At 63.8% G+C, this 23,186-nt stretch carries 25 protein-coding genes; 15 read left to right on the plus strand and 10 right to left on the minus strand.

Features of this window, described 5'->3' with window-relative positions; genetic code table 11:
- Positions 1-110: 110 nt before the first annotated feature.
- The 3 genes from AWB68_RS18435 (at position 111) to gnd (ending at position 4,495) form a co-directional block, all read left to right on the plus strand.
- A complete protein-coding gene (locus AWB68_RS18435) occupies positions 111-1,163 on the plus strand; it encodes an NADP(H)-dependent aldo-keto reductase (RefSeq protein ID WP_087645787.1) in 1,053 nt (350 codons plus the stop codon).
- 239 nt (positions 1,164-1,402) lie between these two features.
- The gene (gene tkt, locus AWB68_RS18440; protein ID WP_087645788.1) at positions 1,403-3,508 is read left to right on the plus strand and encodes a transketolase; all 2,106 of its coding nucleotides are present in this window, start codon (positions 1,403-1,405) and stop codon (positions 3,506-3,508) included.
- A 6-nt stretch (positions 3,509-3,514) separates the two neighbouring features.
- Entirely contained in the window at positions 3,515-4,495 is a 981-nt protein-coding gene (gene gnd / locus AWB68_RS18445; RefSeq protein ID WP_087645789.1) for a phosphogluconate dehydrogenase (NAD(+)-dependent, decarboxylating), read from the plus strand.
- 148 nt (positions 4,496-4,643) lie between these two features.
- Here the strand turns inward: gnd and AWB68_RS18450 are convergent, their stop codons facing one another.
- From AWB68_RS18450 to nodI, 3 genes are read right to left on the minus strand one after another with little or no spacing between them, the layout of a single operon-like run.
- On the minus strand, positions 4,644-4,844 hold the full coding sequence (locus tag AWB68_RS18450) for a BrnA antitoxin family protein (RefSeq protein ID WP_087645790.1): 201 nt from the start codon (positions 4,842-4,844) through the stop codon (positions 4,644-4,646).
- Positions 4,845-4,863: 19 nt separating this feature from the next.
- Positions 4,864-5,718, minus strand: a complete 855-nt coding sequence (gene nodJ, locus AWB68_RS18455) for a nodulation factor ABC transporter permease subunit NodJ (RefSeq protein WP_087645791.1) — start codon at positions 5,716-5,718, stop codon at positions 4,864-4,866.
- A 5-nt stretch (positions 5,719-5,723) separates the two neighbouring features.
- Entirely contained in the window at positions 5,724-6,668 is a 945-nt protein-coding gene (nodI, locus tag AWB68_RS18460) for a nodulation factor ABC transporter ATP-binding protein NodI (RefSeq protein WP_087645792.1), read from the minus strand.
- Positions 6,669-6,977: 309 nt separating this feature from the next.
- Between nodI and AWB68_RS18465 the strand changes: the two genes are divergently transcribed.
- Positions 6,978-7,487, plus strand: coding sequence for a universal stress protein (locus AWB68_RS18465; RefSeq protein WP_087645793.1), 510 nt, complete (start codon positions 6,978-6,980; stop codon positions 7,485-7,487).
- 146 nt (positions 7,488-7,633) lie between these two features.
- On the opposite strand, the gene AWB68_RS18470 is transcribed toward AWB68_RS18465, so the two are convergent.
- The 3 genes from AWB68_RS18470 to lexA all read right to left on the minus strand — a co-directional run bounded on the left by AWB68_RS18470 (position 7,634) and on the right by lexA (position 9,486).
- Positions 7,634-8,281 (minus strand): DUF2939 domain-containing protein, encoded by a 648-nt coding sequence (locus tag AWB68_RS18470; protein ID WP_087645794.1) that lies wholly within the window; start codon positions 8,279-8,281, stop codon positions 7,634-7,636.
- Between the two features lie 87 nt (positions 8,282-8,368).
- On the minus strand, positions 8,369-8,695 hold the full coding sequence (locus AWB68_RS18475; RefSeq protein ID WP_087645795.1) for a hypothetical protein: 327 nt from the start codon (positions 8,693-8,695) through the stop codon (positions 8,369-8,371).
- A 137-nt stretch (positions 8,696-8,832) separates the two neighbouring features.
- A complete protein-coding gene (gene lexA, locus AWB68_RS18480; RefSeq protein WP_087645796.1) occupies positions 8,833-9,486 on the minus strand; it encodes a transcriptional repressor LexA in 654 nt (217 codons plus the stop codon).
- 268 nt (positions 9,487-9,754) lie between these two features.
- On the opposite strand from lexA, the gene AWB68_RS18485 reads away from it, so the two are divergent.
- From AWB68_RS18485 to AWB68_RS18510, 6 genes are all read left to right on the plus strand, one after another.
- Positions 9,755-10,792, plus strand: coding sequence for a sulfate ABC transporter substrate-binding protein (locus AWB68_RS18485; protein WP_087645797.1), 1,038 nt, complete (start codon positions 9,755-9,757; stop codon positions 10,790-10,792).
- A gap of 135 nt (positions 10,793-10,927) precedes the next feature.
- On the plus strand, positions 10,928-11,818 hold the full coding sequence (gene cysT, locus AWB68_RS18490) for a sulfate ABC transporter permease subunit CysT (protein WP_087645798.1): 891 nt from the start codon (positions 10,928-10,930) through the stop codon (positions 11,816-11,818).
- Entirely contained in the window at positions 11,815-12,747 is a 933-nt protein-coding gene (gene cysW / locus AWB68_RS18495) for a sulfate ABC transporter permease subunit CysW (RefSeq protein ID WP_200828731.1), read from the plus strand. Before cysT ends, cysW begins: the two co-directional genes overlap by 4 nt.
- Before the next feature lie 15 nt (positions 12,748-12,762).
- A complete protein-coding gene (locus tag AWB68_RS18500; RefSeq protein ID WP_087645799.1) occupies positions 12,763-13,821 on the plus strand; it encodes a sulfate/molybdate ABC transporter ATP-binding protein in 1,059 nt (352 codons plus the stop codon).
- A gap of 21 nt (positions 13,822-13,842) precedes the next feature.
- Entirely contained in the window at positions 13,843-14,769 is a 927-nt protein-coding gene (locus AWB68_RS18505; RefSeq protein ID WP_087645800.1) for a CysB family HTH-type transcriptional regulator, read from the plus strand.
- Between the two features lie 41 nt (positions 14,770-14,810).
- Positions 14,811-15,818 (plus strand): asparaginase, encoded by a 1,008-nt coding sequence (locus AWB68_RS18510; protein WP_087645801.1) that lies wholly within the window; start codon positions 14,811-14,813, stop codon positions 15,816-15,818.
- A 55-nt stretch (positions 15,819-15,873) separates the two neighbouring features.
- Here the strand turns inward: AWB68_RS18510 and lysM are convergent, their stop codons facing one another.
- The 4 genes from lysM to gcl form a co-directional block, all read right to left on the minus strand.
- A complete protein-coding gene (gene lysM, locus AWB68_RS18515) occupies positions 15,874-16,368 on the minus strand; it encodes a peptidoglycan-binding protein LysM (protein WP_087645802.1) in 495 nt (164 codons plus the stop codon).
- 353 nt (positions 16,369-16,721) lie between these two features.
- The gene (locus tag AWB68_RS18520; RefSeq protein WP_087645803.1) at positions 16,722-17,630 is read right to left on the minus strand and encodes a 2-hydroxy-3-oxopropionate reductase; all 909 of its coding nucleotides are present in this window, start codon (positions 17,628-17,630) and stop codon (positions 16,722-16,724) included.
- Between the two features lie 74 nt (positions 17,631-17,704).
- Positions 17,705-18,517 (minus strand): hydroxypyruvate isomerase, encoded by an 813-nt coding sequence (gene hyi / locus AWB68_RS18525; protein WP_087645804.1) that lies wholly within the window; start codon positions 18,515-18,517, stop codon positions 17,705-17,707.
- Between the two features lie 57 nt (positions 18,518-18,574).
- Entirely contained in the window at positions 18,575-20,350 is a 1,776-nt protein-coding gene (gcl, locus tag AWB68_RS18530) for a glyoxylate carboligase (RefSeq protein WP_087645805.1), read from the minus strand.
- 178 nt (positions 20,351-20,528) lie between these two features.
- Between gcl and AWB68_RS18535 the strand changes: the two genes are divergently transcribed.
- The 5 genes from AWB68_RS18535 (at position 20,529) to rplI (ending at position 23,092) form a co-directional block, all read left to right on the plus strand.
- The gene (locus tag AWB68_RS18535) at positions 20,529-21,440 is read left to right on the plus strand and encodes a LysR family transcriptional regulator (protein ID WP_087645806.1); all 912 of its coding nucleotides are present in this window, start codon (positions 20,529-20,531) and stop codon (positions 21,438-21,440) included.
- 183 nt (positions 21,441-21,623) lie between these two features.
- Positions 21,624-21,995: a 30S ribosomal protein S6 gene (gene rpsF / locus AWB68_RS18540; RefSeq protein WP_087645807.1), complete on the plus strand. Its 372-nt coding sequence runs from the start codon at positions 21,624-21,626 to the stop codon at positions 21,993-21,995.
- A gap of 35 nt (positions 21,996-22,030) precedes the next feature.
- Positions 22,031-22,330, plus strand: a complete 300-nt coding sequence (gene priB / locus AWB68_RS18545) for a primosomal replication protein N (protein WP_087645808.1) — start codon at positions 22,031-22,033, stop codon at positions 22,328-22,330.
- Positions 22,331-22,332: 2 nt separating this feature from the next.
- A complete protein-coding gene (gene rpsR, locus AWB68_RS18550; RefSeq protein ID WP_087645809.1) occupies positions 22,333-22,608 on the plus strand; it encodes a 30S ribosomal protein S18 in 276 nt (91 codons plus the stop codon).
- Positions 22,609-22,636: 28 nt separating this feature from the next.
- Complete coding sequence (gene rplI / locus AWB68_RS18555) at positions 22,637-23,092, plus strand: 50S ribosomal protein L9 (protein ID WP_087645810.1); 456 nt, start codon at positions 22,637-22,639, stop codon at positions 23,090-23,092.
- The last annotated feature ends 94 nt before the right edge of the window (positions 23,093-23,186 follow it).

A 23,186-nucleotide genomic window follows, 5' to 3' on the forward strand; every position in this document is an offset into this window, starting at 1 on the left:
GGGGCCCGCCATTTTAGCGTCGAAGCAGAGCCGGCGTGGCTATGGTAGTTTCGGCGTTCGGCCAGTATCTTTGCCGGTGAACCAACCAGACGAATCAAAGGAATCAAGCGATGGAGTATCGGAAACTAGGGGCGACGGACGTCGATGTGAGCCTGATCGGCCTTGGCACGATGACATGGGGCGAACAGAACACGGAAAGCGAGGCGCATGCGCAGATCGACTACGCGCTCGCCCAGGGCGTGAACCTGATCGATGCCGCCGAGATGTACCCGGTGCCGCCGCGTCCCGAGACGCAGGGCCGCACCGAGGAATACATCGGCACATGGCTCAAGGCGAATCCCGCCCAGCGCGAGAAAATCGTGCTCGCCACCAAGATCGCCGGACCGGCGCGCCAGCCGCACAATCCGCGCCACATTCGCGGGTCCGGCAACCAGTTCGACCGCGCGAACCTGACCGAAGCCGTCGACAGCAGCCTCAAGCGCCTTCAGACCGATTACATCGACCTGTACCAGATGCACTGGCCCGACCGCAGCACGATGACGTTCGGCCGCCCGAACTATCCGTATATCGATGACGAATACACGGTGCCGATCGAGGAAACGCTCTCCGTGCTCGGCGAGCTCGTGAAGGCGGGCAAGATCCGTAATGTCGGCGTGTCGAACGAGACGCCGTGGGGCGTCGCCCAGTTCCTGCGCGCGGCCGAGAAGCTCGGGCTGCCGCGCATCGTCAGCATCCAGAATGCGTACAGCCTCGTGAATCGCAATTTCGAAACCGGGCTTTCGGAATTCACGCACCGGGACGGCATCGGCCTGCTCGCGTATTCGCCGCTCGCGTTCGGCTGGCTCACGGGCAAGTACGAAGCCGGTGCGCGGCCCGCCGGCGCGCGCATCACGCTATTCGAGCGGTTCCAGCGCTACAGCAAGCCGCAGGCAATTTCCGCCACCGACGCGTATTGCGCACTGGCGCGTCGCCACGGCCTCGCGCCGGCGCAACTCGCGCTCGCGTTCGTGAACAGCCGGCCATTCACGACGAGCACGCTGATCGGCGCGACGTCGCTCGAACAGTTGAAAGAAAACATTGGCAGCATCGACGTGAAACTGTCCGATGAAATACTTGCCGAAATCGATGCGCTGCACGAGAAGCAGCCGAATCCGGCGCCGTAAGCGTCGTGAGGTGTCGTAAAGCGTCGTGACCTGCTGCAAGGGCGCGCGGCTGCTAATCTTTGAAAGGCAGGCGGCCGCGCCGTCCGCGTAACATCCGCCGCACAGCCCGGTGCGGCGAGTCTCTGAGGTTTTCCAGTGCAGTGCCGTCGTCGAGGCACTACACTTGCTCGATTGTCCTGGTTGCCCGCTGTGGCGCCTGTCGTGCCTCAGCGCGCGCTCTTTCCAAGGAGTCGTCGCTCATGTCACAACCCGCCGCGAAGTCCCCCGCCGAACTCGATCAACTCTGCATCAACACGATTCGAACGCTGTCGATGGACGCCGTGCAGAAGGCCAACTCCGGCCACCCCGGCACGCCGATGGCGCTGGCTCCCGTCGCTTTTCACCTGTGGCAGAACCATCTGCGCTACGACCCGGACGATCCGCTCTGGCCCAATCGCGACCGCTTCGTGCTGTCGGTCGGGCACGCGTCGATGCTGCTCTATTCGCTGCTGCATCTCGCGGGCGTGAAATCCGTCGACGAGCACGGCAATCCGGAAGACACGCCCGCCGTCTCGCTCGACGACATCAAGCAGTTCCGCCAGCTCGACAGCAAGACGCCCGGACACCCGGAATACCGCATGACGAGCGGCGTCGAGACGACGACCGGCCCGCTCGGCCAGGGTCTCGGCAATAGCGTGGGCATGGCGATGGCCGCGCGCTGGCACGAGGCGCACTTCAACCAGCCCGACAACGCATTGTTCGACTACCGCGTCTACGCGCTCTGCGGCGACGGCGACATGATGGAAGGCGTGTCGCACGAGGCGGCATCCCTCGCGGGCCATCTGCGGCTCTCGAACCTGATCTGGATCTACGACAGCAACCGCATCACGATCGAAGGCCACACGGACCTCGCCTACAGCGACGACGTGGAATCGCGTTTCCGGGGCTACAACTGGAACACGATGCACGTCGACGACGCCAACGACGAAGCCGCGCTCGAAGCCGCGATCAACAAGGCGAAGGCGACCACCGACCGGCCGACGCTGATCGTCGTGAAGAGCATCATCGGGTGGGGCGCGCCGAACAAGCAGGACACGTCCTCGGCGCACGGCGAAGCGCTCGGCGAGGAGGAAGTCAAGCTCGCGAAGCGCGCGTACGGCTGGCCGGAAGACGCGCAGTTCCTCGTTCCCGAAGGCGTGCGCGAGCGCTTCGCGCAAGGCATGGGTGCGCGCGGCAAGGCGGCGCGCGACGAATGGGAGAAGCGCTTCGACGACTACAGCAAGAAGCATGGCGAACTCGCCAAGGAGTTCAGCCAGATGCGCGCGTCGCAATTGCCCGATGACTGGGATGCCGACATCCCCGTCTTCGAGGCGGATGCGAAGGGCATCGCCACGCGCGACTCGTCGGGCAAGGTGCTCAACGCGATCGCCCAGCGCATTCCGTGGCTGATCGGCGGTGCGGCGGATCTCTCGCCGTCGACGAAGACCAATCTCAAGTTCGAAGGCGCCGGCAGCTTCGAGCACGACAACTACGGCGGCCGCAACCTGCACTTCGGCATCCGCGAACACGGCATGGGCGCGGTCGCCAACGGCCTCGCGCTCTCGGGCTTGCGGCCGTATGCGTCGACGTTCCTGATTTTCAGCGACTACATGAAGCCGCCGATCCGGCTCTCCGCCATCATGGAGGTGCCGGTCGTCTACGTGTTCACGCACGATTCGATCGGCGTCGGCGAGGACGGCCCGACGCACCAGCCGATCGAGCAACTCGCCTCGCTGCGTGGCGTGCCGGGCTTGACGACGCTGCGTCCGGCCGACGCCAACGAAGTCGGCATGGCGTGGCGGGTGGCGCTGTCGCGCCCGCATGTGCCGTCGTGCATCGTCCTGACGCGCCAGGCGCTGCCGACCTTCGATCGCAAGAAGTTCGCATCGGCCGATGGGGTGAAACGCGGTGCCTACGTGCTCGCCGACGCACCGAACGGCAAGAAGCCCGAAGTGCTGCTGCTGGCGACCGGCAGCGAAGTGTCGCTGTGTGTCGACGCGTACGAGAAGCTCACGGGCGAGGGCATCGCGGCGCGCGTGGTGTCGATGCCGTCGTGGGACATCTTCGAGCAGCAGGACCATGCTTACAAGGACTCCGTGCTGCCGCCCGACGTGAACGCGCGGGTCGCGGTCGAGCAGGCGGCGACGCTCGGCTGGGACCGCTATGTCGGCCGGCTCGGTTCGCAGATCGTGATGCATACGTTCGGCGCATCGGCGCCGCTCAAGGCATTGAAGACGAAGTTCGGCTTCACGCCCGAGCGCGTCTACGAAGAGGCGAAAAAGCAGATCGAGCGCGTCAAATCCAGCAGCACCAACGGCAAGGAGTAAGCCATCATGCAGATCGGCATCGTGGGACTCGGACGGATGGGCGGCAATATCGGGCGGCGGCTGATGCGCGGCGGTCACACCTGCGTCGTCTACGATCACAACCCCGACGCGACCCAAGCGCTCGCCGGGGAAGGCGCGACGGGCGCGGGCGATCTCGGCGATTTGGTGAGCAAGCTCGCCGCGCCGCGCGTGATCTGGCTGATGTTGCCGGCGGGGAAGATCACGGAAGACACGCTGAACGACTTGCACAAGATCCTCGGCGCGGACGACGTCGTGATCGACGGCGGCAACAGCTTCTACAAGGACGACATCCGCCGCGCCGCGCAGTTTCGCGAGCAGGGCGTGCATTACGTCGATGTCGGGACGTCGGGCGGTGTGTGGGGGCTAGAGCGCGGTTATTGCATGATGATCGGCGGCGACGTGGACGTCGTGCGGCGCATCGATCCGATTCTTTCGGTGCTCGCGCCCAATCGCGGCGATATTCCGCTGACGCCAGGTCGCGAAGGGCGCGATCCGCGCGTCGAGCAGGGGTATATGCATACGGGGCCGGTCGGCTCGGGGCACTTCGTGAAGATGGTGCACAACGGCATCGAGTACGGGCTGATGCAGGCGTATGCGGAGGGGTTTCATATCCTCAAGCACAAGGCATCGGAGGATCTCGTGCCGGAGCAGCGCTACGACATCGATCTCGCCGATGTCGCGGAAGTGTGGCGGCGGGGCAGCGTGGTGTCGTCGTGGCTGCTCGACCTGACGGCGGGCGCGCTCGCGCAGGACGGCACGCTGGAACACTACTCGACGGAGGTCGCGGATAGCGGCGAAGGACGCTGGACGATCGAGGCGGCAATCGAGGAAGCGGTGCCGGCGCAGGTGTTGTCGGCGGCGCTTTACACGCGCTTCAAGTCACGCGATGCCGGGGCGTTTCCGGAGCGAATGCTCTCGGCGATGCGGTTTGGGTTTGGAGGGCACAAGGAGTTTCCGGTGAAGTAGGGAACTCGCTTCGAATGGGCCGGGCCGCGGTCTGCGCGGCCGGTTTTGTCCTATGCCAGCTTGCTCGCGATCATCGCAGCGTGGATCCGACCTCAGACCGCGAGCACCTCCGGCGAATGTGTCTTGAGCCAGTCCGCCAGCGCGGCGTTCAAGTAATGCGGAATGCGTCGGACACTTCGTTGTCGAGTCGCACCGTTGTCGGTGTTTTCGCGCTGTCGACGCGGCGACCTTGGCGCACTATTTTGTCGCCGTCACGCAATTCAGCCTGTTCGATCCACTCGCCAGTGAGTTCCGGGGCGTCGTCGTGGTCAACCCAAGTGCGGTGCGAGGGTTTTGCTTTCGCGTTCATTTGCCTTTCTCCTTACCGTTCACTTCATCATCCGCCGCCTGAACAGCACCGCGCAGATGAAAAACGGCACGACCGAATAAACGACCAGCACGCCGACATGCAACGCCACGTTCCCCAGCGGCCGCCCGAGCATCGCCGGCCGGATCAGCTCGACCGCATGTGAAAGCGGCAACAGCAACGTGATGTGCTGCGCGAGCGCGGGCAACTGCGTGATCGGGAAGAACACGCCGGAGAGCAGCAGCATCGGCGTGAGCGCGAGCGTCTGGTAGAACATGAAAAAGTCGTAGTTCGGCGCCAGCGCCGTGACGATCATCGTGCTGCTCGCGAACGCGAGTCCGGTCAGCGCGATCACGGGCAGCGCGAGCAGCATCGACGGAAAACTCGCGTACCCGAACACGGCCGCGACCAGCATGATCGCGACCCCCGACAGCACCGACTTGCTCGCCGCCCAGATCACTTCGCCGAGCACGATATCGCCGAGCGTGAGCGGCGTGTGCATGATCGCCTCCCACGTGCGCTGGACGTGCATGCGCGAGAAGCCCGAGTACATCGACTCGAAGCTCGCCGACATCATCACGCTCGACGCGACCGTGCCCGCGGCGAGGAACGCGATGTACGAGACGCCATCCACGCGGCCGACCATCAGGCCCAGCCCGAGTCCGAGGCCGAACAGGTAGATCATCGGATCGGCGAGGTTGCCGAACATCGACGCGATCGCGAGCTTCTTCCAGACCAGGTAGTTGCGCCGCCAGACCGAAATCCAGTTCGTCGCGCTCGATGGCATCGCGGACGGATAGTGCTTGCCGCCCGCATGCTTCTGTTGCTCGCTTTGGGCGCGCTTGGCCGCCACGCGAGACGAGTCATAGGTGTTCATATCGGTCAATCCACCATCTCGCGCCCGGTCAGGCGCAGGAAAACATCTTCGAGATTCGCCGGCCGGTGCAGATAGCGCACGCCCGGCCGGGCCTTCACGCGCTGATGCACCGGTTGCGGATCGTCGACGTAGCAAAAAAGCGTCTCGCCGCTGATCTCCATGCGCTCGACGAACGGCGCGAGTTCATCGCGCAGTGTTTGCGGATCGGGACCGTAGATCTCGATCACGTCGCAGCCGATCACCGATTCGACCAGCTCGTGCGGCCGGCCTTCCGCGATCTTGCGGCCTTCCTCGATGACACAGAGCCGGTCGCACAGGCGCTCGGCCTCTTCCATGAAGTGGGTGGTGAGCAGGATCGTCTTGCCGCGCGCGAGCAGCGAGCGCAGCCGCTCCCAGATCAGATGCCGCGCCTGCGGGTCGAGGCCGGTGGTCGGCTCGTCCATCACGAGCACGTCCGGATCGTTCACGAGTGCGCGGGCGAGCGTGAGCCGCCGCTTCATGCCGCCCGAAAGCTCGCTCACGCGTGCGTCGGCCTTGTTTTCGAGCCGCGCGAATTCGAGCAGTGACGGCACGAGCGCCGCGATCTCCGCGTGGCTCATGCCGAAGTAGCGGCCGAACACCAGCAGGTTCTCGCGGACCGTGAAATCGAGATCGAGGTTGTCGAACTGCGGCACGACGCCCACGCGCCGGCGCGCGAAGCGGGCGCGCGCGGGAATCGGCTCGTCGACGAGGCGGATCGCGCCCGCATCCGGCGACGTGATGCCGAGCAGCATCTTGAGCGTCGTCGTCTTGCCGGCGCCGTTCGGGCCGAGCAGGCCGAAGCATTCGCCCGGCTGGACGTGGAACGACAGCCCGTCGACGACGACTTTATCGCCGTAGTACTTCCTTACATCAGCGAAGTCGATGGCCGCTCGGCCTGTCGAGATTGTTAAGGGTTCCAAAACTGCCATAGTGTGCGTCCGACCATGCATTGACATGCGTATTTGTGGCGAAGCCGAGCCGGCTAGTGTAATCCAATGCACCATGCGGGCGCTTGAGCAGCCCCGGCTGCACTGCGCGTGCGCACACACACGGCGAAAATCGGGCTGGAGCAACGGCCGAAAACGCCAGCGCCTTGGCCGACAGGGCTTCGGCCAAGCTGGCACGATGCGAGCTTATGGGGGGCCGCATAAGCGTTTTCCATCGTTGCCGCCCGCTCGGCGACGCACCATCATGCAGACACCGCTGCATCGAACTTCACGCGGCTTGGGAGATCCACCATGGCGAGCTATCAGAAAATCCTCTTGTGCTACGACGGCACCCGCGAAGGCCGCAAGGCGCTGCGCCATGGCGCCAATCTGGCGCTGGACCTGAAGGCGGAGACGCACGTGCTGGCGGTCGTCGACATGCGTTCGTCGATCGCCCAAAGCGCGGGCCTGCTCACCGACATGGCCTGCGGACGATTCGAGGACGCGGCGCGCGACATCCTGCAGGAAGGCGTCGACTGGCTCACGGAGCGCGGCGTGCCCGCGCAGGGGCATTTCGCGTTCGGCCATCCGATCGATGAAATCGCCCATCTCGCCGATCAGCTGAAGGTGGATCTCGTGGTGGTCGGCCATCGATGCCGCAGCGGCCTCGCGCGCTGGTGGATGGGCGCAGGCAACACGCCGCTGCTCGACCGTGTGTCGTGCAGCATTCTCGTGGCCGTGTGTCCGGTTGGAGAATCGGCCGATGCTGCCGAGGACGCGGCGTATGCGGCGAAACCGGTCAAGACGGAAGTCAGCGCGTAGCGATTGGCGGGCCGATAGTCGGCCGCGATGCGCGGAAGACTCGGCGTCCCTCGCGAAACGGTCAAGGCCGAAAGCCGGCGCGTAGCGGTTCGCGCCTGCACGGCGCGATTTCCGCGCCGGTCAGTCAACGTTTTTCGCAAACGCCGTCACCCATTCAGGTCGACGGCCACCAGCTTCCACGAGATCAGGCCGCTACGCCGGAAGATCGCGGAATAACGCGCGTCGCCCGCGCCGTGCTGATACGTCACCACGAAGGTGTTGAAGTCCCGGTAGCCGGCCGTGGTCTGCGGCGGCTTCGGTGCTTCCTGACCGCTGGCAAGCCCCGAAGCCGGAACGGTTGGTGAACCCGTGCCGTTCGTCACAGCGTTTGCGCTACTGCCCGCCGTATCCGTGCCTGATCCAGCCGCAACGCTTGCCGGCGCCGGCGGCCGCTCGCCCGGATTGCCGCGCGGCGGAATGCCGTTGAGGATCGCGGCGACGCCATCCGGCGTCGCATACGAATCGACGAGCGGACCGACCAGCGCCGCGCCGATCATCGCCCCGATGACCGCAAGCGGATTGCCGCTCTTCTGTATGTCGATGCGCCGCGTCAACAGTTCGGTCACCTGCTGCTTCAGGCTGTCGCGCAGCGCCGGGAAATCGACGTACTCGTTGACGGTCTGGGCGTCGCGCGCGTCGGCGGCGCGCTTGACGCGATCGAGGGCAATATACGGCGACGCATAAACGAAGCCGAGCGCCGCGACGACAACGAGCACGACGAACGTGACAAAAACCGACTTGGTGGTGCGGGTCATACGACTGGATACCTCGCGTGAACGGTGGGTCTGGTAATGGACCACGCGAACGCGAGATTTATCCCGACAATGCGAATCAAGCGCGAATCAAGCGAAAAGTCCGCCCGCAATTCCCGCGCGCTCTTCGTCGATGCACCGGTCGATCATCCGCGACACCTCGTCGATGCTGCCGACCATGATCACGCGCGACTGCCCGCGATACACGCGCACCGGCGCGCGCCGCCCGGCTTCCTGATGCAGCGACGCATTCAGCGACACCCGCGCAAAAGCTGGCTGGCGCGAGGGCAGCGCCGGCAGTTCGTCGAAGAGGCCGGGCGTGGCGTCGGGCTGCGGCGCCTTGCATGAAATCAACGAGCGCAGGTTACGCAGGCGACCGAACTGGCGAAAGGGCAGCAAACGGGCAAATCGTTCCATGATGGTTCTCCAGGCGACAGGATGCACCGCGGCTCGCCGGGAAGCGGCAGCCGTCAGACTTTGAATCGATAGAAGAATGGCGTGAGCGCGTGCCCGGGTGGTACTAAATATGTACGACACCCGGTACAACCCCGCGCTCAGAGCTCGCCCGAGCGGATCAGCCCGACCGCGATGCCTTCCAGCGCGAATTCCGCGCTGCCGGACTTCACGAAGATGTTCTCGTAATCCGGGTTCTCGGCGATCAGTTCGACGCCGTCCGGGCGGCGCTTCCAGCGCTTCACCGTGACGTCGTCGCCAAGGCGCGCGACGACGATCTGGCCGTCCTTCGCCTCGCTTTTCTTTTGTACCGCGAGCAGGTCGCCGTCGAAGATGCCGGCGTCGCGCATCGAGAGCCCGCGTACCTTCAGCAGATAGTCCGGCTTGCTCGAAAAGAGCGCCGGGTCGAACGCATAGTGCTTCGCGATGTGTTCCTGCGCGAGGATCGGGCTGCCGGCGGCCACTCGTCCGACGAGCGGCAGCGACAGTTGCATGATGCTCGCGTGCGGCAGCGTGAACTGATGCGGTGCGTCTTCACTGCCGCCGCCAAGTAGCCGGATGCCGCGCGACGCGCCCGCGGCCAGTTCGATCACGCCCTTGCGGGCCAGCGCGCGCAAATGCTCCTCGGCCGAATTCGCCGACGAAAAGCCAAGCTCGGCGGCGATCTCCGCGCGCGTGGGCGGAAACCCCGTTCGGTCGATCGCGCGCTGGATCAGTTCGAACACCTGCAGCTGCCGCGCGGTTAGTTTGCTCATCTTGGTCACTGGCTCGGGCCTCTGGTGCACTGTATGGATGGACAGGTGACTGTATTTTTATACAGTATTCCGCGCTTTTCAAGGTTTACTTTAAGTTCGCCGCGCCGGGCGAGATTTCACCCGCGATCACAGCGCTTCCGAAGCTGCAACGCCGCGCCGGCCGGTCGTTAGCACTTTTGCATCTTAAAAAATGAAGAACGATTATTTTTAATAATGACAACCGGTCGATAGACTGCCTTCGTCAACTCAATAAGACGGAGAACGGGGAATGCATAGTCGGAAATCGGGTTTGGGCGCGCGCACGCGTGGCCTCTTTGCGGCGCTCGTGCTGGGCGTGGTCGCGGGTCTGGGTGTCGTGGGGCAGGCGCACGCGGACACGTCGTTCCTCAACGTCTCCTACGATCCGACGCGCGAGTTGTATCAGGACTTCAATCAGGCATTCGCGAAGAAGTGGAAAGCGGACACCGGTGAAGCGGTGACGTTCAAGCAGTCGCACGGCGGCTCGGGCGGCCAGGCGCGCGCGGTGCTCGACGGCTTGCAGGCGGACGTCGTCACGCTCGCGCTCGCCTACGACATCGACGCGCTCGCCGGCAAGGGCCTCATCAACGCGGACTGGCAGAAGCGTTTGCCGGACAACGCGTCGCCGTACACGTCGACGATCGTGTTCCTCGTGAGAAAGGGCAATCCGAAGCAGATCAAGGACTGGAACGACCTGACGAAGCCGGGCGTGTCCATCGTGACGCCGAACCCGAAGACGTCCGGTGGCGCGCGCTGGAACTACCTCGCGGCGTGGGCCTATGCGCAGCACCAGCCCGGCGGCAACGAGCAGACCGCGAAGGAGTTCATCACGAAGCTCTACAAGAACGCCGGCGTGCTCGATTCCGGCGCGCGCGGCGCGACGACCAGTTTCGTGCAGCGCGGGCAGGGCGACGTGCTGATCGCGTGGGAGAACGAGGCGTTCCTGTCGCTGAAGGAGTTCGGGTCGGACAAGTTCGAGATCGTGGTGCCGTCGGTCAGCATCCTGGCGGAGCCGCCGGTCGCCGTGGTCGACAAGGTGGTTGATAAACATGGCACGCGCAAGCTCGCCGAGGCGTACCTGAAGTACCTGTATAGCGAAGAAGGGCAGGAGATCGCGGCACGCAACTTCTATCGTCCGCGTTCGACGAAGGTCCCGGCCGCGCTCACGCAGCAGTTTCCGAAGCTGAAGCTCTACACCATCGACGATACCTTCGGCGGCTGGACCAAGGCGCAAAAAACCCACTTCGCCGACGGCGGCGTGTTCGATTCGATCTATCAACCTCAATAAGACGTAGGGAAAGGGCGCCGCCGACGCGACGTCCTTGCAGCAGGCAGCATCCAAGCGGCGCATATGACGACCGCGTATAAAGACAGGCAGTGAAATGCGCCACACCCCGGCGCGCTGGAACAGGATGAATCAAGGATGACCACTTTCACTTTCCGCAAGCCGAGCGCGCTGCCCGGCTTCGGGCTGACACTCGGCATCACGGTGGCTTATCTGAGCCTCGTGGTGCTGATTCCGCTCGCGGCCACATTCGCCAAAACCGCCACGCTCGACTGGGCGCAGTTCGTGCGCGCGGTCACCTCGCCGCGCGTGCTGGCTTCTTACCGGCTCACCTTCACGGCGGCGCTCGGCGGCGCATTGATCAATGCCGTGTTCGGCTTCCTGGTCGCGTGGGTGCTGGTGCGCTACACGTTCCCGTTCAAGCGCGTGGTCGATGCGGTCGTGGACCTGCCGTTCGCGCTGCCAACTTCCGTCGCCGGCATCTCGCTCGCCGCCGTCTACGCGGGCAATGGCTGGATCGGGCAATTTCTCGCGCCGCTCGGCATCAAGGTCGCGTTCACGCCGCTCGGCGTGCTGGTCGCGCTCACGTTCATCGGCTTGCCGTTCGTGGTGCGCACGGTGCAGCCGGTGCTGGAGGACTTCGAGCGCGAACAGGAGGAAGCCGCCGCGTGCCTCGGCGCCACGCGCTGGCTGACGTTCCGGCGCGTCGTGCTGCCGTCGCTGTTCCCGGCGCTCCTGACCGGTTTCGCGCTTTCGTTCGCGCGGGCGCTCGGCGAATACGGCTCGGTGATCTTCATCGCGGGGAACGTGCCGATGAAGTCGGAGATCACGTCGCTGCTCATCATCACGAAGCTCGAGCAATACGACTACGCGGGCGCCACGGCGATCGCGGTCGTGATGCTCTGCGTGTCGTTCCTGATGCTGCTCTTGATCAACACGCTCCAGTGGTTCCTGCAGCGCCGCACGAGCCGGACGGGCGCGGTGCCCGCGGTCGCCGGATCGCTGCACATCGAAGGGAGCCGCGCATGAGCACGCCGAGCCCCAAAGCCGTATCGATCGACGCACCCGCGCGCCTGGCCGAGCACAAGCTCGATCCCGTCACCGAATCGCGCGTCGTGCGCTACGTGCTGACCACGATCGCGCTCGTGTTCCTCGCGCTCTTTCTCGTCGTGCCGCTCGCGGCCGTGTTCGTGCAGGCGTTCAGCAAGGGCGTCGACTATTACTTCGAGTCGCTCAAGGACCCGGACGCGTGGTCCGCGATCAAGCTCACGCTCCTGACCGCCGCGATCGCCGTGCCGCTGAACGTGGTGTTCGGGCTCGCGGCGTCGTGGGCGATCGCGAAGTTCGAGTTCCGGGGCAAGGCACTGCTCACGACGCTGATCGACCTGCCGTTCTCCGTCTCGCCGGTGATCTCCGGCCTGATCTACGTGCTGATGTTCGGGGCGCAGGGCTGGTTCGGCCCGTGGCTCATCTCGCACGACGTGCAGATCATCTTCGCCGTGCCCGGCATCGTGCTCGCGACGATCTTCGTGACGTTCCCGTTCGTCGCGCGCGAGCTGATCCCGCTGATGCAGGCGCAGGGCAACGACGAGGAAGAAGCCGCGCACGTGCTCGGCGCGTCGGGCTGGCAGACCTTCCGCCGCGTGACGCTGCCGAACGTGAAGTGGGGCCTGCTCTATGGCGTGATCCTGTGCAATGCGCGGGCGATGGGCGAATTCGGCGCGGTATCGGTGGTGTCGGGCCACATTCGCGGACAAACCGACACCATGCCGCTGCACGTCGAGATCCTCTACAACGAGTACAACTTCTCGGCCGCGTTCGCGGTCGCGTCGCTGCTCGCGATGCTCGCGCTCGTCACGCTCGGGCTCAAGCTGCTCGCCGAACGCCGCATGGCGCAATCGATCAAGGAAGCGCAGGCCGTGCCGTATGAGGCGCCGGTGACTTCTGTTCAAAACTGAAAGGCCTGGACCATCATGAGCATCATCGTTCGCAACCTGCAAAAGCGCTTCGGCGATTTCACCGCGCTCGACAACGTCACGCTCGACTTTCCGGCGGGCGAACTCGTCGCGCTGCTCGGACCTTCGGGCTGCGGCAAGACCACGCTCCTGCGGGTGATCGCGGGCCTCGAATATGCCGACGCCGGACAGGTCGTGCTGCACGGCGAGGACGTAGCGACAGTCGGCGCACGCGAGCGTCAGGTCGGCTTCGTGTTCCAGCACTACGCGCTGTTCCGTCACATGACGGTGTTCGAGAACGTCGCGTTCGGGCTGCGCGTGAAGCCGCGCCGTGAGCGGCCGACCGAAGCCGTGATCCGCGAGAAGGTGCATGAACTGCTCAAGCTCGTGCAACTCGACTGGCTCGCGCAGCGATTTCCGTCGGAGTTGTCGGGCGGCCAGCGGCAGCGCATCGCGCTGGCCCGTGCGCTCGCCGTAGAGCCCAAGGTACTGCTGCTCGACGAACCGTTCGGTGCGCTCGACGCCAAGGTCCGCAAGGAGTTGCGAAGCTGGCTGCGGCGTCTCCACGACGACCTGCACATCTCGACGATCTTCGTCACGCACGATCAGGAAGAAGCGCTCGAAGTGGCGGACCGGATCGTCGTGCTGAATCGGGGACACGTGGAGCAGGTCGGCAGCCCGCAGGACGTGTACGATCATCCGCAGACTTCGTTCGTCTACGAATTCCTCGGCGCGGCGAACCGGCTGAAGGGCAGCGTCGACGCGAATGGCTTTGTTGCGCAGGGCGCCGCGAAACCGATCGCCGCCGCGGCGAATTTTTCCGGCCCCGCGCTCGCGTATGTGCGGCCGCACGATCTCACGCTGTATCCGACGGAGTCGGGCCATCGCGACGGCATCGTCGTCGATGTGCGGCGCGTCGTGACGCTCGGCGGCTCGGTGCGCATCGAACTGGAAGGCAGCGAAGGCAACGTGCTCGAAGCGGAGCTCGATCGCGAAACGTGGCGCGATCTCAACCTGAATATCGGCGACGGCGTGACCGCCGTGCCGCGCGTGCTGCGCGTGTTTCCCGCGCAATGACATCGAGAAGAAGAGACCGACATGAATTTCCAGCAACTGCGCTTCGTGCGTGAAGCGGTGCGCCAGAACATGAACCTGACCGAGGTCGCCAATGTGCTCTACACGTCGCAATCGGGCGTGTCGAAGCAGATCAAGGACCTCGAGGATGAACTTGGCGTCGATATCTTTATTCGTCGAGGCAAGCGCCTGACGGGCCTCACCGAGCCGGGCAAGGAAGTGCATCAGCTGATCGAGCGGATGCTGCTCGATGCGGAGAACCTGCGCCGCGTCGCGCGCCAGTTCGCCGACCAGGACAACGGGCATCTGGTCGTGGCGACCACGCACACGCAAGCCCGCTACGCGTTGCCGAAGGTGATCCGCCAGTTCACGGAAGTCTTTCCGAAGGTGCATCTCGCGCTGCGCCAGGGCAGTCCGCAGCAGATCGCGCAGATGATCATCAACGGCGAAGCGGACATCGGCATCTCGACCGAAGCGCTCGACCGTTATCCCGACATCGTCACGTTCCCGTGCTATTCGTGGCATCACACGGTGGTCGTGCCGAAGGATCATCCGCTCGTCGGCCGCGAGAACATCACGTTGGATGAAATCGCCGAGTACCCGATCGTCACCTACGACAACGATTTCACCGGCCGTTCGCACGTCGACCAGGCGTTTGCAAAAGCGGGTGCGCTGCCCGATGTCGTGCTGACCGCGATCGATGCCGACGTGATCAAGACGTATGTGGAACTCGGCATGGGCATCGGGATCGTTGCGGCGATGGCCTACGACGCGAAGCGCGATACCGAACTCGTCGCACTCGACACGCAGCATCTTTTTGAGGCGAGCACGACGCGCGTCGGGTTGAGGAAGGGCGCGTTCTTGCGGGCGTACGCGTATCGGCTGATCGAGATGTTTGCGCCGCAACTCAACGAGGCCGAAATCGCAAGCCAGTTGCGCGAGGCGGCCTGAGTCTCGGTCATGGCTTCGATTGCTGAACTACAATTGGGGGCATGACTACATCGAATATTTCACTGCCGCGCATCGCCGTTCTCGCGACTGGCGGAACCATCGCGGGCCAGGCGGGCGATGCGTCGAAAACCGCAGGCTACAAGGCGGGCGTCGTGGGCGTCGACAAACTGCTCGACGCCGTGCCCGCGCTCTCGCAAGTCGCGCGCATCCACGCGGAGCAGGTCGCGAGCATCGACAGCAAGGACATGAGCACGGCCCTCTGGGTCACGCTCGGCAAGCGCATCAACGTGCTGCTCGCGCAAGACGACATCGATGGCGTCGTCGTCACGCATGGCACCGATACGCTCGAGGAAACCGCCTACCTGCTGCACCTGACGGTGAAAAGCGAGAAGCCCGTCGTACTGACGGCGGCGATGCGTCCGTCGACCGCGCTATCCGCCGATGGTCCGTTGAACCTGCTGAATGCGGTGACGGTGGCCGCTCATGGGAGCGCGGCGAAGCAGGGCGTCATGGTCGCGTTCAACAACCAGATTCACAGTGCCCGCGACGTCACGAAGACCAGCACCTACGCCGTCGATGCGTTCCGTTCACCTGAGGTCGGCGCGCTCGGCTGGGTGCAGGACGGTCGCGTGGAATTCCAGCGTGCGGTCGTGCGCCGGCATACTGCGCAAAGCCAGTTCGACCTGGAAGCCGCGTTGCCTTCGGTCGAGATCGTGGCGAGTTATGCGGGTGCATCGCGCGCGGCAATCGATGCGTTCGTCGCGGCGGGCGTCAAGGGTCTCGTGATCGCGGGAACCGGCAACGGTTCGGTGCACGCGACGCTTCAGCAAGCCCTCGCCGATGCGATCGGGAAGGGCGTCGCGGTCGTGCGTTCATCGCGGGTCAGCTCGGGGCACGTGATGCGCAACGGCGCGGCACCGGACGATGCGCTCGGTTCGGTCAGCGCCGGTACGCTCAACCCCTACAAGGCCCGCGTGCTGCTCATGCTGGCACTGGCCGCCGGCATCACGGATGCCGCCGCCATCCAGCAGATATTCGACACGTACTGAAATAAAAAAACGCGAACCGAAGTTCGCGTTTTTCAGACTCGCGGCGGCAGTGCGTTCAGGCAGCAGCCGGAATGCGCAATACCTGTCCCGGATAGATCTTGTCCGGGCTCTTCAGCATCGGCTTGTTTGCCTCGAAGATCAGGTCGTTCTTCGCGCCGCTGCCATAGTACTTCTCGGCGATCTTCCAGAGGTTGTCGCCCGATACGACCGTGTGGAACTGCGATTCCGGCGCCGGGTTCGGCACGGTCAGCTTGTCGTCGACCTTGTCGACGTGCTGCACGTTGCCCGCTGCGACGAGGATCTTTTCCTTGGTCGCCTGATCGGCGGCCTGGCCCGCTACCGTGACCGTATGCGAGGCGCCGTCGTACGTGACTTGCAGGTTGTCGGCGTTGAGGCCCTGGGAGCGGATATAGGTGGCGATCGCGTCGCCGGCCTTCTGGTTCAGCGCCGCGACATCGACGGGGGCTGCGGCCGGAGCGGCCTGTGCAGGCGCCGATACCGCGCCGAACAGCTTCTCACCTGCGTCCTTGATAAAACTAAGAATACCCATGTTTCAACTCCTTAAGTAACGACAGTAACGACACTAACCACGGTTATACCGCTCGCGAAGTCTAGGCACTTTAGTCGCGCGGTCCACCAGATAGTTCTGAGATTCGTCAGCAGGAGTTGTAAAAACAAAAAGGGCTGACGCGGCCGCGACGCTCGATGACATGCCAATGACATGTACCAAACGCAACGATCGAGCCAACCCCAAGCTAAATCCGACGCGGACACCCGACGAAAACCGTCTGACCGACCAAGGCTTCCCCGGCGCCCGCCGGGTGCCGCTCTCGGACCCCACTTGCCACCCTCAGCCCAGGGCGGCAGTTGTCCCGCGTGCCCATACGCGGGACGCCCCACGGTTCAGGCTGCCTTGGCCGCTTCCGCCGGCTCTTCGGCAACCTTGTGATTCGACATGATTTCGAGCGCGCGCACCATGCCCGAGTGGTCCCACGCCTTGCCGCCATTCGCGGCGCAGACGCTGAAGAGTTGCTGTGCGCTTGCCGTGTGCGGCAGGGCAAGGCCCATCTTGCGTGCACCATCGAGTGCCAGGTTCAGGTCCTTCTGGTGCAATTCGATACGGAAGCCCGGATTGAACGTGCGCTTGGTCATGCGTTCGCCGTGGACTTCGAGGATCCGCGACGATGCGAAGCCGCCCATCAGTGCCTTACGCACGCGCTCCGGATCGGCGCCCGAACGCGATGCGAACAGCAGCGCTTCTGCCACGGCTTCGATGTTCAGCGCCACGATGATCTGGTTCGCGACCTTGCAGGTCTGTCCCGCGCCGTTGTCGCCGATGAGGGAGATGTTCTTGCCCATCAGGTCGAAGAGCGGCTTCGCGAGATCGAACGAGCGCTGTGGGCCGCCGACCATGATCGTGAGCGTCGCTTCGCGCGCGCCGACTTCGCCGCCCGATACGGGGGCGTCGAGATAATCGCAGCCGAGTGCGTTGATCTTCTTCGCGAACTCCTGCGTGTCGAGCGGGGAGATCGAGCTCATGTCGATCACGAGCTTGCCCTTCGTCAGCCCGTTGGCGATGCCGTCATCGGCAAACAGGACGTTCGCGACATCGGGCGTATCCGGGACCATCGTGATGATGATTTCGCTCGTCTGCGCGACGGCGGTGGAGTCGGCCACCACGCTGGTTTGCGCGCGGATGTCGTCCGGCACCGGGAACTTGCCGTTCACGACCAGCTTGTGCCCGCCCTTCAGAAGGTTGCGCGCCATGTGCGCGCCCATGATGCCGAGGCCGATGAATCCGATTGTTGCCATGCTTCAAAGTCTCCTTACTCTGGTCTCATGCAGTTGCGGGCACTCAGGTCCCCTGCAAGATGATTGCTGATGTCTCAAACAGCAGCGCGTACGTTGTTCGATGCGGGCCAGCCCGCGATTTCCTGAAGCCAGCCGAGGCCTTCGGTCGTCGTCGAACGCGGCTTGTATTCGCAGCCGATCCAGCCTGCATAGCCGATCGAATCGAGCAGCGCGAAGAGATACGCGTAGTTGATCTCGCCCGTGCCCGGTTCGTTGCGGCCGGGGTTGTCGGCGAGCTGGACATGCGCGATCGACGGCAGGTTCTTCTTGATCGTCGCGGCCAGTTCGCCTTCCATGCGCTGCATGTGATAGATGTCGTACTGCAGGAACAGGTTGTCCGAGCCGACCGCTTGAATCACGTCCAGCGCTTCGCCCGAGCGGTTCAGCGCGAAGCCGGGAATGTCGAACGAGTTGCACGGCTCGACGAGCAGCCTGATGCCTTCCTTCTTCAACGCGGACGCCGCGAAGCCGAGGTTCTCGATGATCGTCGCGCGAGCCTGTTCGCGGCTCACGCCGGCCGTCGGAATGCCGACGAGGCAGTTCAGTTGCGGCACCTTCAACGCCTTCGCATACTCGATCGCACGCCCGACGCCATCACGAAACTCGCCCACGCGATCCGGCAGGCATGCGATGCCGCGCTCGCCGGCTTCCCAGTTGCCCGCCGGCAGGTTGTGCAGCACGAGCTTCAGGTTGTTGTCCCGCAAACGGCTCTGCAGATCGCCGATCGAATACGGATACGGAAACAGGAACTCGACCGCTTCGAAGCCCGCATCCGCCGCCGCCGCAAAGCGGTCGAGGAACGGGACTTCGTTGAACAGCATGGTCAGGTTCGCAGCAAATTTCGGCATGTCTTTTTCCTGATGGTCGGTCAGTGGTTGCTCAGTGGTTGCTTTCGACTCGCTCTATCAGTCGAGCGGGCTGATCGCGGTCGGCGCATCTTCCTTGCGTTCCGCGAGTTCCTCGAACTCGTTGATCGCGTCGATCTCGGTGCCCATCGAAATGTTCGTCACGCGCTCCAGGATCATCTCGACGACGACCGGCACGCTGTACTGGGCCATCAGCGCCTGAGCCTGCTTGAGCGCCGGTGCGATGTCCTCGGGCTTGTGCACGCGGATCGCCTTGCAGCCGAGGCCTTCGGCCACCGCGACGTGATCGACGCCGTAGCCTTCCAGTTCAGGCGCATTGATGTTGTCGAACGCGAGCTGCACGCAGTAGTCCATCTCGAAGCCGCGCTGCGCCTGGCGGATCAGCCCAAGGTACGAGTTGTTCACGACGATGTGGATGTACGGCAGCTTGAATTGCGCGCCGACCGCGAGTTCCTCGATCATGAACTGGAAGTCGTAGTCGCCGGAAAGCGCGACGATCTGGCGCTGCGGATCCGCTGCACGCACGCCGAGCGCTGCCGGAATCGTCCAGCCGAGCGGGCCGGCCTGACCGCAGTTGATCCAGTTGCGTGCCTTGAACACATGCAGGAACTGCGCGCCCGCAATCTGCGAGAGACCGATCGTCGTGACGAAGCAGGTATCGCGAGAGAACGCCTGGTTCATCTCTTCGTAGACGCGCTGCGGCTTCATCGGCACGTTTTCGAAGTGCGTCTTGCGAAGCATCGTGCGCTTGCGTTCCTGACAATCCTTGACCCATGCGCCGCGGTCCTTCAGCTTGCCCGCGGCCTTCCATTCACGCGCCACCTCGACAAACAGTTCGAGCGCCAGCTTCGCATCCGACACGATGCCGAGATCCGGGCCGAATACGCGGCCGATCTGCGTCGGTTCGATATCGACGTGCACGAACTTGCGGCCCTTCGTGTACACCTCGACGCTGCCCGTATGACGGTTCGCCCAGCGGTTGCCGATGCCGAGCACGAAGTCGGAGGCGAGCATCGTCGCGTTGCCGTAGCGGTGCGACGTCTGCAGGCCGCACATGCCGGCCATCAGCGGATGGTCGTCGGGGATCGCGCCCCAGGACATGAGCGTCGGGATCACCGGCACGCCGAGCGTTTCCGCGAACTGCACGAGCAGGTCTTCGGCCGCCGCGTTCAGCACGCCGCCGCCCGACACGATCAACGGCTTGTCGGCGTCGTTCAGCATGGTCAGCGCTTTCTCGACCTGCGCGCGCGTCGCTTTCGGCTTGTAGATCGGCAGCGGCTCGTAGGTGTCGATGTCGAATTCGATCTCGGCCATCTGCACGTCGATCGGCAGGTCGACCAGCACCGGACCCGGACGGCCCGAGCGCATCAAGTGGAACGCCTGCTGGAACACGCGCGGCACGAGTGCCGGCTCGCGCACGGTCACGGCCCATTTCGTGACGGGCTTGGCGATCGATTCGATATCGACGGCCTGGAAGTCTTCCTTGTAGAGACGCGCGCGCGGCGCCTGGCCGGTGATCGCGAGGATCGGGATCGAATCGGCCTGCGCCGAGTAGAGGCCCGTGATCATGTCGGTGCCCGCGGGCCCCGACGTGCCGATGCACACGCCGATATTGCCGGGAGCCGCACGCGTATAGCCTTCGGCCATGTGCGATGCCCCTTCGACGTGGCGCGCCAGCACGTGGCTGATGCTGCCTGCCTTGCGCAATGCCGAGTAGAACGGGTTGATCGCTGCGCCCGGCACGCCGAACGCGGTGTCGATGCCTTCTTTTTCCAGCACGAGGACGGCTGCGTCGACGGCTCTCATCTTGGCCATGGTTGTCTCCTTCCGTTGATTCTTCCGAATGTCTCTGACTGCTGTTGAGCAGGGTTGAGGTGGACTTTAAGCCTCCACTAAAGGTTTGATAAGATCAGCTCAGGTCGCTTTCTTCGAAACAAAAAGTATCGAATCGTGGTTCGAAACACGGACACGGTCAGTAGTCAGGAGACAGGAGATGGACCGCTTCAAGCAGATAGAAACGTTCGTGCGCGTCGCGGAAGCCGGCAGCCTCGCGGCTGCGGCGCTGGAGGAGGGCGTGTCGCCGGTGATTCTCGGGCGGCGCATCGATGCGCTGGAAAAGCGCCTCGGCGTGAAACTGATGTACCGCTCGACGCGGCGCCTCGTTGTCAGCGAAGACGGCGCGGCGTTTCTCGACCGCTGCCGCAACCTGCTGACCGAGTGGGACCAGGCGGAGAACGAACTGACCGCCGGCCGGCGCGCGGTGAATGGGCACCTGATCGTATCGGCGCCGGCGGCGTTCGGACGGATGCACGTGGCGCCGCACGCGCCGGCCTTCATCGCCGACAAGCCGGAATTGCAGATGTCGTTCAATCTGACCGACCGCGTCGTGGACCTCGTGCGCGAGGGTTACGATCTGTCGATCCGGATCGGCGGAGCGGTCGATCCGAACTTCGTCGCGGTGAAGCTGGCGACCAACCGGCGCGTCGTGTGCGGCACGCCGGCGTATTTCAAGAAGCACGGCAAGCCCAAAACGCTCGAAGACCTCCCGGCGCACAACTGCCTCGCGTTCAATCTGCAGGGTGGACAAAACCGCGGCTGGTATTTCCGTCGCAACGGCAAGCTCGCGACCGTGCGCGTGTCGGGCAATCTCGACTGCAACGACGGCGAATTGCTGCACCGGTGGATGTCGGAAGGGCTTGGGCTCGGCTGGCGCTCGACGTGGGAAATCCAGCGCCAGCTGGCGGCGGGCGAACTGGAAACCGTCCTCGACGAATACGCGTTGCCCGACTACGACATCCTCGCGGTCTATCCACAGCAGCGCTACGTGCCGGCGCGAGTGCGCTACTTCATTGATTATCTGAAGGAAATCTACGCGCAGCCGGATTACTGGAGCCGCGCGCCCTGATGCCTGCGGCGTAACTTCGGGCTACGAGCGCTAAATCATTGAAAAGACAGCGGAAGTAAATCGCGAAATGTCGCTCCGACTTGCGCGGGAGTCCGGTCAAGGTTACACTCTTGGGCTTCTCACTTGCCGCACCGGTCCGACGCCCGGGTGGCTTTAATCCACAAGTCAGCACAAGGAGTGAATATGCGTCATTACGAAATCGTATTTATCGTGCATCCCGATCAGAGCGAGCAGGTGCCCGCCATGATCGAGCGCTACAAGAGCACGATCGCCACGCACGGTGGCCAGATCCACCGTATCGAAGACTGGGGCCGTCGCCAACTGGCCTACATGATCGAGAAACTCGCGAAGGCTCACTACGTCTGCATGAACATCGAGTGCGACCAGGCAACGCTCGAAGAACTCGAACACGCGTTCAAGTTCAACGACGCGGTCCTGCGCCACCTGATCGTCAAGATGAAGAAGGCCGAAACCGGCCCGTCGCCGATGATGAAGGAAGTGCAGCGCGAAGAAGCCAAGAAGGCGGCCTCGCAGCCGACCGAAGCGCAGGCTTAAGGACGACTTCGGGTCGTCAAGCCACCAGGAACTAGATGAACCGGCTGCAACTTTCAGCTTGCGTCGTGGAACGCGAACCGGTGCGGTACACACCCGCCGGCGTACCGATAGCAAGCTGCACGTTGCATCACCGCACGGAAGTCGTCGAAGCGGGCATTACCCGCCAGATCGAATTGACGATGCCGGCGGTCGCAGCCGGTGAGGCGAGCGGCAGGCTGGAAAGCTGTCCGATGGGCGTGGAAACGCGCTTCACCGGCTTTCTGGCGAAAAAGAGCCGCAACGCGCGAACCCTGGTGTTTCACATCACAGAATTGCAGGACATTGGAAAGGACTGAACATGGCCCGCCCGACTGGTAAGAAATTCGACAAACGTCGTCAGCAACAAAACCCGCTCTTCAAGCGCAAGAAGTTCTGCCGTTTCACGGCTGCCAACGTCGATACCATCGACTACAAGGACACGGAAACGCTCAAGGACTTCATCGGCGAAAACGGCAAGATCACGCCGGCTCGTTTGACGGGTACGAAGGCCCACTATCAACGTCAGCTCGACTCGGCAATCAAGCGCGCGCGTTTTCTCGCGCTCTTGCCGTACACCGACCTGCACAAGGCCTAATCAGACGACGTAAAAAAGGAACAGCCAAATGCAAATCATTCTTTTGGAAAAAGTCGTCAACCTGGGCAACCTGGGCGACATCGTCAAGGTCAAGGATGGCTTCGCACGTAACTTCCTGATCCCCGGCAAGAAAGCTCGCCGTGCCACGAAGGACGCCATCGCCGAGTTCGAAGTGCGTCGCGCCGACCTCGAAAAGGTCGCCGCCGAGAAGCTGGCAGCCGCTCAGGCCCAAGGCGAAAAGCTGAACGGTTCGACCGTGCAGATCTCGCAGAAGGCCGGCGTCGACGGCCGTTTGTTCGGTTCCGTGACGAACGCGGACATCGCCGACGCGCTGAAGAAGCAAGGCTTCGCTGAAGTCGAAAAGGCGCAGGTTCGCATGCCGGAAGGCCCGCTGAAGCTGGTCGGCGACCACTCGGTGCAAGTTGCGCTGCACACGGACGTCGTGGTCGACGTCACGGTGTCGGTGCTCGGCGAACACGCTTGAGGCCGCGGGCGTCAGTCACCAACGTGACTCACGCTCGAAGCTGACGCTGTAAAAAAAGAAGGGCAGGAACCGCGCGCGGTTCCTGCCTTTTTTG

It is taken from the genome of Caballeronia choica (genome assembly GCF_001544535.1).
Lineage (GTDB): Bacteria > Pseudomonadota > Gammaproteobacteria > Burkholderiales > Burkholderiaceae > Caballeronia > Caballeronia choica.